10 protein-coding genes and 1 pseudogene are annotated in these 9417 nt (G+C 72.9%); 3 read left to right on the top strand and 8 right to left on the bottom strand.

The window, feature by feature from the left end; all coding sequences use genetic code 11:
- The 4 genes from AXW62_RS42080 to rimP form a co-directional block, all read right to left on the bottom strand.
- A partial coding sequence (locus AXW62_RS42080) for a translation initiation factor IF-2 N-terminal domain-containing protein (protein WP_252368885.1) occupies positions 1 to 309 on the bottom strand: 309 nt, incomplete at its 3' end.
- 152 nt (positions 310 to 461) lie between these two features.
- Positions 462 to 749, bottom strand: coding sequence for a YlxR family protein (locus AXW62_RS37895; RefSeq protein ID WP_078962353.1), 288 nt, complete (start codon positions 747 to 749; stop codon positions 462 to 464).
- Between the two features lie 95 nt (positions 750 to 844).
- On the bottom strand, positions 845 to 1837 hold the full coding sequence (nusA, locus tag AXW62_RS37890) for a transcription termination factor NusA (protein WP_060948363.1): 993 nt from the start codon (positions 1835 to 1837) through the stop codon (positions 845 to 847).
- A gap of 2 nt (positions 1838 to 1839) precedes the next feature.
- Positions 1840 to 2364 (bottom strand): ribosome maturation factor RimP, encoded by a 525-nt coding sequence (gene rimP / locus AXW62_RS37885; protein WP_060948362.1) that lies wholly within the window; start codon positions 2362 to 2364, stop codon positions 1840 to 1842.
- Positions 2365 to 2582: 218 nt separating this feature from the next.
- On the opposite strand from rimP, the gene AXW62_RS37880 reads away from it, so the two are divergent.
- The 3 genes from AXW62_RS37880 (at position 2583) to AXW62_RS37870 (ending at position 4987) form a co-directional block, all read left to right on the top strand.
- Complete coding sequence (locus AXW62_RS37880) at positions 2583 to 3215, top strand: hypothetical protein (RefSeq protein WP_306305086.1); 633 nt, start codon at positions 2583 to 2585, stop codon at positions 3213 to 3215.
- 104 nt (positions 3216 to 3319) lie between these two features.
- Positions 3320 to 3823, top strand: coding sequence for a ferritin-like domain-containing protein (locus tag AXW62_RS37875; protein ID WP_030841792.1), 504 nt, complete (start codon positions 3320 to 3322; stop codon positions 3821 to 3823).
- A gap of 219 nt (positions 3824 to 4042) precedes the next feature.
- A complete protein-coding gene (locus AXW62_RS37870; RefSeq protein ID WP_060948361.1) occupies positions 4043 to 4987 on the top strand; it encodes an aminoglycoside phosphotransferase family protein in 945 nt (314 codons plus the stop codon).
- A gap of 664 nt (positions 4988 to 5651) precedes the next feature.
- Here the strand turns inward: AXW62_RS37870 and AXW62_RS37865 are convergent.
- The 4 genes and pseudogenes from AXW62_RS37865 to AXW62_RS43600 all read right to left on the bottom strand — a co-directional run.
- Positions 5652 to 7364: a proline--tRNA ligase gene (locus AXW62_RS37865; protein ID WP_060948360.1), complete on the bottom strand. Its 1713-nt coding sequence runs from the start codon at positions 7362 to 7364 to the stop codon at positions 5652 to 5654.
- An 88-nt stretch (positions 7365 to 7452) separates the two neighbouring features.
- Positions 7453 to 8022 (bottom strand): GNAT family N-acetyltransferase, encoded by a 570-nt coding sequence (locus AXW62_RS37860; protein WP_060948359.1) that lies wholly within the window; start codon positions 8020 to 8022, stop codon positions 7453 to 7455.
- Positions 8023 to 8047: 25 nt separating this feature from the next.
- Positions 8048 to 8893: a GNAT family N-acetyltransferase gene (locus tag AXW62_RS37855; RefSeq protein WP_060948358.1), complete on the bottom strand. Its 846-nt coding sequence runs from the start codon at positions 8891 to 8893 to the stop codon at positions 8048 to 8050.
- 354 nt (positions 8894 to 9247) lie between these two features.
- Positions 9248 to 9417 (bottom strand): annotated as a pseudogene (locus AXW62_RS43600) (flavodoxin-dependent (E)-4-hydroxy-3-methylbut-2-enyl-diphosphate synthase); the annotation flags it as partial.

Raw genomic sequence — 9417 nt, 5'->3', positions numbered from 1 at the left:
GCGCTGGCCCTCGGCGGCAGCCGGCTTGGGGCCGGGCGTCGGGGGCTTGGGGGCGGCCGGACGGGCCGCCGCCGCCGGACCAGGGGTCGGCGGCTTGGGCGTCGCCTTGCGCGGCGCCGAGGGCTTACCGGCGGCGCGGCCGGAGCCGTTGCCACCCTGGAAAGCGTCAGTCAACTTGCGTACAACCGGCGCCTCGATGGTCGAGGACGCCGAACGTACAAATTCACCGAGTTCTTGGAGCTTGGCCATGACGACCTTGCTCTCAACTCCGAACTCCTTGGCGAGTTCGTATACCCGGACCTTAGCCACTTCGCTCCTTTTAGGTCCGGGTTGCCGCCGGACCGTCGCTACTTCATGGGCGTACTCATCGCGTACTCATCGAGTGCTCATCGCAATCTCGACCTACTTCCGACTCGCGAGGTACCTGACCGCACGGTGTCCCGTGCCGTTCTTCCAACTACTCAGGGTGGCGCCTGCTCACCCTGCTCGACAAACCGGCGAAGCGCCGTGGTGTCGAGCGCCCCCGGCCCCCTGAAGGCCCGGGAGAGGGCCCGGCGGCGGACCGCCAGGTCCAGGCAGACCCGTGTGGGGTGCAGATAAGCACCCCGACCGGGGAGCGTACCGCGCTGGTCGGGGACGCAAACGCCCTCGACCGCCACGATGCGCAGCAGATCGTTCTTGGCCGCCCGATCCCGGCATCCCACACAGGTTCTCTCAGGGCAGGCACGAGCGCGCGTGCGGCCAGACACTGCTTAAGTCTACCTCCCTGTGCCGACACCACCCCTTGGGGGGAGTGATCGAACCGTCACCGATGTGAACTGGGCCCGGCCGGTTCCGGCCGGAATCAGCCTTGCTCGCCCGGCTGCTCGGTGTCCGGGCGGATGTCGATCCGCCAGCCGGTCAGCCGCGCCGCCAGCCGGGCGTTCTGCCCCTCCTTGCCGATGGCGAGGGAGAGCTGGTAGTCCGGCACGGTGACCCGGGCGGAGCGGGCCGCCAGATCGACCACCTCGACCTTGCTCACCCGAGCGGGTGACAGCGCGTTCGCCACCAGCTCAGCGGGGTCGTCCGACCAGTCGACGATGTCGATCTTCTCGCCGTGCAGCTCGGCCATCACGCTGCGCACCCGGCCGCCCATCGGCCCGATGCAGGCGCCCTTGGCGTTCAGCCCGGGGCGGGTGGACCGGACGGCGATCTTGGTGCGGTGGCCCGCCTCGCGGGCGATCGCCGCGATCTCCACCGAACCGTCCGCGATCTCCGGCACCTCGAGTGCGAAGAGCTTCTTGACCAGATTGGGATGCGTACGCGAAAGGGTCACCGACGGTCCGCGCACGCCCTTGACGACTCGTACCACATACGTACGCAGCCGGGTGCCATGTGCGTAGTCCTCACCCGGCACCTGCTCCTGCACCGGCAGGATCGCCTCCAGCCGGCCGATGTCCACCAGTACGTTCTTGGGGTCCTTGCCCTGCTGGACGACGCCGGCGACGACATCGCCCTCCCGCCCCGCGTACTCGCCGAAGGTGATCTCCTCCTCGGCGTCCCGCAGCCGCTGCAGGATGACCTGCTTCGCGGTCATCGCGGCGATCCGGCCGAAACCGGAGGGGGTGTCGTCGAACTCGCGGGGCTCCTGCCCCTCCGCCAGGTCCTCGGCGTCCTCACGGGCCCATACGGTCACATGGCCGGTCTCGCGGTTCAGCTCCACCCGGGCCCGGCGACGGCTTCCCTCGGTGCGGTGGTAGGCGATGAGGAGGGCCGACTCGATCGCCTCGACCAGCAGGTCGAAGGAGATCTCCTTCTCTCGCACCAGACCCCGCAGGGCACTCATGTCGATGTCCACGGCTACGCCTCCTCCTTGCTCTCGTCGCCCTCGCCCACGGCCTTTTCCACGGGCTTGCGGTTGAACTCGATCTCCACCCGGGCCTTGGAGATCTCCTCGAAGGCCAGCCGCCTGGCCGTGGGCTTGCGCCCCTTCACGCCGGGGATCTCCAGGTCGAGCCCCTCGTCGTCCACCGTGATGATCCGGGCGACCAGCTCGCCGCCGTCGGTGAGCCGCGCTCTCATGAGGCGGCCGGTGGCGCGGCGGTAGTGGCGCGGCTCGGTCAGGGGGCGCTCGGCGCCGGGAGAGGTGACCTCGAGGACGTACGGGGTCTGGCCCATCGCGTCGGTGTCGTCGAGGGTCTGGGAGATGTCCCGGCTCAGCTCCGCGCACGTGTCCAGCTGGACGCCGTCGTCGGAGTCCACGACCACTCTCAGCACACGCCGCCGTCCGGCCGGTGTCACCTCGACCTCTTCCAGATCCAGGTCCCGCGCGCTGACGAGCGGTTCCAGCAGTCCGCGCAGCCTCTCGCTCTGGGTGGTGCTCATCCGGGTGACTCCTCGGCCGCGTGTGCTGTTGTGGGAAGGTCGCGTGTCAGGTCAAAGCCTATCTGTTCCGGCGGCGGGCTGACGATTCGGCGGCTGCTGCCGGGCAGACGGGCTCGGCGCGGGTACGCTCGCCTGCTGTGATCACTACCGGCGGCCGGGAGCGGCCGCAGCCCGGAAAGAGGAACGTGTCGATCACGACTCCCCCACCGCCTCGTCCCATGTCCGTCTCCGACCCGATGCCCTCGGTCCCCCCGGCGCCCCCGGCGTCCCGCGCGTCCCTGGTCTCCCCGGCGTCCGCCGCGACCTCGGCGTCCACGGCGTCAGCGGCGTCAGCGGCTCCGTTACCCCGGCGGCGGAGTCTGCTGCTGGGCGGCGGAGCGCTGGGCGCCGTCGCGCTGCTGAGCGGCTGCTCCGGCGACTCCGAACCCCGGCGCGACGCGGGTAGCGACGCGGCCGTCGCGCTGCTGCGGGCCCGGGGCGCGCGGGACTCCGCCGCGCTTCTCGCCCGCTACGACGCGACCGTGGACGCGCATCCCGCCCTGGCCCGGCGGCTGGCACCGCTGCGGGAGGAGACGGCCCGGCACGTCGCGGTCTTCACCGCCAAGGACCGGTCCGCCTCCCCCTCCGCGACCGCGTCGCGCTCGCCCTCGGCGGGCGGGGAACGGGTGCCGGAGGTCCCCGAGAGCGAGAAGAAGGCCCTCTCCGCCCTCGCCCAGGCCGAGCGCCGCACCGCCGACGCCCGCACCACCGCGCTCGCCACCGCGCCGCCCGAACTCGCCCGGCTGCTGGCGTCCGTCGCGGCCTGCGGCGCCGCCCACGTGTATCTCCTCACGCGGCACGACGCGGACTGACACGGACCGACCGGACTGACACGGACTGACCGGACTAGCGCGGACTGAAGCGGACTGACACGGACTCATGACCACGTTCGGGATCACCGGGAAGGGGTACTGACATGGCCTCTCGAGCAGGCCGTACGGCCGTCGGCGAACGCGCCGCGGCGCTCAGGGCCGCGCAGGCGGCGCTCGCCGCCGAGCACGCCGCGGTGTACGGATACGGCGTCGTCGGCGGGCGGATCGGCGACGACCGGCTCGCAGAGGCGCGCGAGGGCTACGCCGCGCACCGCTCGCGGCGGGACGACCTCACCCGCACGGTGCGCGACCTCGGCGGGGATCCCGAGAGCGCGGCGCCCGCCTACGCCCTGCCCTTCGCGGTGCCGGACGCGCCCGCCGCGGTACGGCTCGCGGCCGAGCTGGAGAACCGGGTCGCCGCCGTATACGCCGATCTCGTACGGGCCTCGACCGGGTCCCTGCGCCGCCAGGCGGCGGGCGCGCTGCGGGAGGCGGCGGTCCGGGCGGTGCGCTGGCGGGGCGGCGGCGTAGCCTTCCCTGGGCTCACCGAACGCGCCACAACGGTCACCCCGTCCGCGTCACCGAGCGGTGGGGCGGATGGGGTGTGAGGACGCTCGTGGGCTGCGTGGGACCGCGGAGGTCATGAGGTCGATGAGGCCCGTTGGGCCGATAGGTCCATGGGGCCGATAGGTCCATGGGGCTGACGAGGCCCATGGGACTGACGAGGCCCATGGGACTGATTGGGGTCCATGGGGGCCCTTGAGGTCTCTGCGAGGTTCGTGGGCTCCATGGGTCCACGTCATTGATGGTGGAGGGGACAGCTCGGAATGGCATCGGCACCACAGCCCGGCGACCGCGACACGGCCCGTGTCCACGTGCCGAAGCGGCTCCTGGACGCGTTGGGCGACAGCCCGGCGAGCGCCGTGCGGAGCTGGCTGGACGCCCTGCCCGAGACGGTCGAGCGGCAGCTGGCGGCGTGGGAGCTGACCCTGGAGCGGGTGCCGACGCCCGGGGGCCGTCACAGCCTCGTCGCACTCGTACACCAGGCCGACGGCACCCCGGCAGCGCTGAAGTTCCCGGCCCCCGGCCCGGAGTCCGGCCATGAGGGCGCCGCCCTGGCGCACTGGAACGGCTGGGGCGCGGCCCGGCTGCTGCGCGCCGACCCGGACACCGGTGCGCTGCTCATCGAGCGGTTGCGCGACGCGGTGTCGCTGCGCTCGCTGCCCGAGCCGAAGGCACTGCTGGAGGCGGCGGGCGCGGTGCGGCGGCTGTGGGTCGCGCCGCCCGAGGGGCATCCGTTCGCGTCGGTCACCGGGCGTACGGCGGAGGAGCGCGAGGTCCTGCGGGCGCTCGGCACGGGAGACTGGGCGGCGGACGCCCGTCCGCTGACCGACGAGGCGCTGGAGCTGCGGGAGGCGCTGCCCGCCGAGCCGCCCGAGGAGGTACTGCTGCACGGCGACTTCCGGCAGGGGAAGGTGCTGGCCGGGGAGCGGGCGCCCTGGCTCGCGGTCGGTCCGGTGCCCGTGGTGGGCGAGCGCGCCTACGACCTGGCGCGGCTGGTGCTCGACCGCTGCGAGGACCTCGCCGCCGGCCCCGGCCCCGCCGCGGCCGCGCGCCGCCGGATCACCAAGCTGGCGGACTCCCTGGACGTCGACCGCGACCGGCTGCGGGGCTGGACCCTCTACCGTGCCGTCGAGGCGGGCCTGCGGCGGGGAGCCGCGGGGGACCGGCGCCGGGCGGAGTTGCTGCTGGAGTTCGCGGGCTGGCTGTAGCGGAGGCTGGCGTGGCAGGGCCTGGCCGGAGGCCGGGCCCCGGCCGCGGCGCTGCGCCGGCCGTCGTGCAGGCGCTGGCCGCGGTGCTGGGTCGGCCTCGTCCGAAGGCTGGGCGCGGCACTAGGCGGCCACGTACCGGGCCCCGGTTCCCAGGAGCGTGGGAGCCGGGGCCCGGGGACGGCAGGCGCGCGGGGCGGCCGTCAGACGGTCGGACCAGCAGGTCCGAGGGGCAGCCAACAGACGGACGGACCGGCACGCCCGGCAGGCCCGGCGGCCGTCAGACGGACGGACCAGCAAACCCCAGGGGCAGCCAACAGACGCCCCGACCAGCAGGCCCGAGGGGCAGCCAACAGACGAACGGACCGGCAGGCCCGGCAGCCGTCAGACGGACGGACCAGCAAACCCCAGGGGCAGCCAACAGACGCCCCGACCAACAGACGCGAAAGGCAGCCGACAGACGGACGGACCGGCACGCCCGAGGGCAGCCGACAGACGCCCCGACCAGCAGACGCAAGAGGCAGCCGACAGACAGACGGACCAGCAAGCCCCAGGGGCAGCCAACAGACGCCTCGACCAGCAGGCCCGGCGGCCATCAGACGGACGGACCAGCAAACCCCAGGGGCAGCCGACAGACGCCCCGACCAGCAGACGCGAAACGCAGCCGTCAGGCGGTGGTGAGGCGGGCGATCGCCTCGTCGATGGGAAGGTCCTCACGCTCACCCGTGCGCCGGTCCTTCAGCTCGACGACCCCGTCCTTCGCGCCCCGGCCCACGACCAGGATGGTCGGGACACCGATCAGCTCGGCGTCGGTGAACTTCACGCCCGGGGAGACGCCGGCACGGTCGTCGACCATGACGCGGACGCCCGCCGTGCCCAGCTTCTGGGCGATGTCGAGGGCCAGCTCGGTCTGGAGGGCCTTGCCCGCCGCGACGATGTGGACGTCGGCCGGGGCCACCTCGCGGGGCCAGCAGAGGCCGGACTCGTCGTGGGTCTGCTCGGCGAGTGCGGCCACGGCGCGGGAGACGCCGATGCCGTACGAGCCCATCGTGACCCGCGCCGGCTTGCCGTTCTGGCCGAGGACGTCGAGCTGGAAGGCGTCGGCGTACTTGCGGCCGAGCTGGAAGATGTGGCCGATTTCGATCGCCCGGTCCAGCTCGATGCCCGCACCGCAGCGGGGGCAGGGGTCGCCCGGCTCGACCACGACGACGTCCAGGTACTCGTCGACCTCGAAGTCACGGCCGCAGACCACGTTGCGCGCGTGGGTGTCGGGCTTGTTGGCGCCGGTCACCCAGGCGGTGCCGGGGGCGACGCGCGGGTCGGCGATGTAGCGGAAGGACTTGCCCGCCAGGCCCTGCGGACCGACGTAGCCGCGTACCAGCTCGGGGCGGCCCTCGAAGTCCTCGGCCGTGACGAGTTCGACGACGGCGGGGGCGAGGTGCTCGCCCAGCTTGCCCAGGTCCACCTCGCGGTCGCCGGGGACGCCCACCGCGGTGATCTCGCCGTCGACCTTGACCAGGAGGTTCTTCAGGGTGGCGGAGGCCGGGACGCCGAGGTGCTCGGCGAGGGTCTCGATGGTGGGGGTGTCGGGGGTGTCCAGCTCCTCGAGGGGGCCGTGCTCGGCGCCCTCGACCGGCGGCACGCTCACCGTGACCGCCTCGGTGTTCGCGGCGTAGTCACAGTTCGGGCAGTCGACGAAGGTGTCCTCACCGGCCGCCGCCGGGGCCAGGAACTCCTCGGAGGCCGAGCCGCCCATCGCACCGGAGACCGCCGAGACGATGCGGTAGTCCAGGCCGAGCCGCTGGAAGATCCGCTGGTACGCCTCGCGGTGCTTCCGGTACGCCTCGGCGAGGCCCTCGTCGGTGGTGTCGAACGAGTAGGAGTCCTTCATCAGGAACTCACGGCCGCGCAGCACGCCCGAGCGCGGGCGGGCCTCGTCCCGGTACTTGGTCTGGATCTGGTAGAGCATGACCGGCAGGTCCTTGTAGGACGTGCACTGGTCCTTGACCGTCAGGGTGAAGATCTCCTCGTGGGTCGGGCCGAGGAGGTAGTCGGCGCCCTTGCGGTCCTTGATCCGGAAGAGCAGATCGCCGTACTCGTCCCACCGGCCGCTCGCCTCGTACGGCTCGCGGGGCAGCAGGGCGGGCAGGAGGACCTCCTGGGCGCCGATGGCGTCCATCTCCTCGCGGACGATCCGCGAGACGTTCTCCAGGACCTTCTTGCCGATCGGCAGCCAGGTCCAGATACCCGCGGCGGCGCGGCGGACGTAGCCGGCCCGGACGAGCAGCTTGTGGCTGGCGGTCTCGGCGTCCGCCGGGTCTTCGCGCAGCGTCTTCAGCATGATCGTGGACATGCGCTGGACGTTGACGGCGTGGGCCATGGGGTCTCTCCTGCGTGCGATGGGATGTTCAGGAGGTTAGCCGCACGGGTCGGTTTCCCGGAAATGCGCCGGGGCCCGGCACCCGCGGCTAGCGGCGCCGCAGCGGCAGTGGGGCTCCCATCACGGCGTACGGGCTCGGGGCGCTCGGGAAGAGCACCGGGCGGGCCAGGTCGCGATAGCCCAGTGAGCGGTAGAGCGCGCGGGCCGGGCTGTCGGTGTCGATGGCGGAGAGGATCGAGCGGGGCTGGGCGGCGCCGTCCGTGATGGTCGTGATCAGCCGCCGGCCGATGCCCCGGTTCTGGTAGTCGGGGTGGACATGCAGCTCGGTGATGACGAAGGAGTCGTCCAGCCAGTCGTCGTACCCGGCCGCGCGCAGATACGGCTGGACCACCGTGGACCACCAGTGCGTGCGGTCGTTGGGCATGCCGTAGACGAAGCCGACGAGCCGCCCGGAGGGGGTGGTCGCGCCGAGCGCGCGGGCGCCGGGGCTCTTGAGGTGGCGCAGCACGATGTGCCGCCGTACGCCGATCTCCTCGTCCGTCAGCCCGAAGGCGACGGCCTGGACGGCGAGCGCTTCGTCCACGCGTGCGGCGAGGTCGAGCGGCCCGATGACGACGTCTTCGGGTTCCGGGGTCCGCCCCCCGGGCAGATGCAGCATGGGCGGCACCCTACTGGCCCGTCGATCAGAACAGCACACTCATGAACGCGCCGACTTCCCGGAAGCCGACCCGGCGGTACGCGGCGCGGGCCGCGGTGTTGAAGTCGTTGACGTAGAGGCTCACCACGGGGGCGACCTCCCGCAGCGCGTAGCGCAGCACGGCCGCCATACCGGTCTCGGACAGACCGCGGCCGCGGTACTCGGGGGCGACCCAGACGCCCTGGATCTGGCAGGCGTGCGGGGTGGCGGCGCCGATCTCGGCCTTGAACACCACCCGGCCGTCCTCGACGCGGGCGAAGGAGCGCCCGGCGGCGACGAGCTCGGCGACCCGCGCCTGGTAGAGCAGCCCGCCGTCGCCGGCGAGCGGTGAGACGCCGACCTCCTCGGTGAACATCGCCACGCAGGCCGGCATGATCACGTCCATCTCGTCCTTGCGGACGCGGCGCACCAGCGGATCGGGCGGGATGTCGGCGGGCATCGCGGTGGTGACCATCAGCGGCTGATGGGCGCGGACCTCACGGGCCGGGCCCCAGCTGGGCTCGAGCAGGGACCAGAGCTCGGCGGTGGTCTCGGCCGGGCCGACGATCGAGGAGCAGCGGCGACCGGCCCGGCGGGCACGCTCGGCGAAGCCGCGCACGGCCTCGGGGGTGGCGCAGATGGGCACCAGATTGGCGCCGGCGTAGCAGAGCGACTCCAGCCGTCCGCCGGAGTACCAGCCCCACATCTCGCCGCCGAGCCGCCACGGGTCCAGGCCGGCGACCTGGACGCGGGCGGCCACGAAGGCGTTGGAGACGGGGTCGCGGTCGAGCACCGCGAGGGCCGAGTCGAGCTCATGCGGCTCGAGGACCCTGGTGGTGGACGTGGTCAGCACGTGTCGGTCTGCCTCACGTGGTGCGGGCCCGCGGGCCGGGGACGTCGATCCTCCAGACTCTATCGCGCACGCCCGCCGGGCCCCGCGCCCCCCTTTTTTCCGAGGGCTCGGGGTGCCTCCGGGGCGCGTTGGCCGCCCTCGGCGGTCGACCGTGCCCGGCCACTCGTCCCTCGCGGCCCTGGCGCGCTCTCCCGTGCGGCAGCGACGCGCCCCTTCGGCTCCCTCGCCGGAAGACCCGAGCGCCCGGTGCTCCACGGCGCCCCTGTGGCTCACCCCGGCTACCGCCGGGAAGCCCCCGGCCGGACGAGCCGGGCGTCCGGAGGCGCCGTGGAAGCGGACCGGGCCCGCGCCAGGTCAGCCGCCGCTGACGGAGACCTGGGGCTCGCCGGAGGCGATGCCGTCCTTCTCCATCTGCTCGGCGATCTTCATGGCCTCGTCGATCAGGGTCTCCACGATCTTCGACTCCGGCACGGTCTTGATGACCTCGCCCTTGACGAAGATCTGCCCCTTGCCATTGCCGGAAG

Origin of the sequence: Streptomyces hygroscopicus subsp. hygroscopicus (genome assembly GCF_001553455.1) — a bacterium.
Taxonomy (GTDB): domain Bacteria; phylum Actinomycetota; class Actinomycetes; order Streptomycetales; family Streptomycetaceae; genus Streptomyces; species Streptomyces hygroscopicus.
Note: the sequence above shows the minus strand (reverse complement) of the source record. Positions and strands in the feature narration are given on the sequence as shown.

Excerpts from the sequence above, each read along its gene's own strand:
- AXW62_RS37875 (WP_030841792.1), top strand. The coding sequence starts at position 3,320 with ATGGCCTCTCGAGCAGGCCGTACGGCCGTCGGCGAACGCGCCGCGGCG.
- AXW62_RS37865 (WP_060948360.1), bottom strand. The coding sequence starts at position 7,364 with ATGGCCCACGCCGTCAACGTCCAGCGCATGTCCACGATCATGCTGAAG.
- AXW62_RS37880 (WP_306305086.1), top strand. The coding sequence starts at position 2,583 with ATGTCCGTCTCCGACCCGATGCCCTCGGTCCCCCCGGCGCCCCCGGCG.
- AXW62_RS37870 (WP_060948361.1), top strand. The coding sequence starts at position 4,043 with ATGGCATCGGCACCACAGCCCGGCGACCGCGACACGGCCCGTGTCCAC.
- AXW62_RS37860 (WP_060948359.1), bottom strand. The coding sequence starts at position 8,022 with ATGCTGCATCTGCCCGGGGGGCGGACCCCGGAACCCGAAGACGTCGTC.
- rimP (WP_060948362.1), bottom strand. The coding sequence starts at position 2,364 with ATGAGCACCACCCAGAGCGAGAGGCTGCGCGGACTGCTGGAACCGCTC.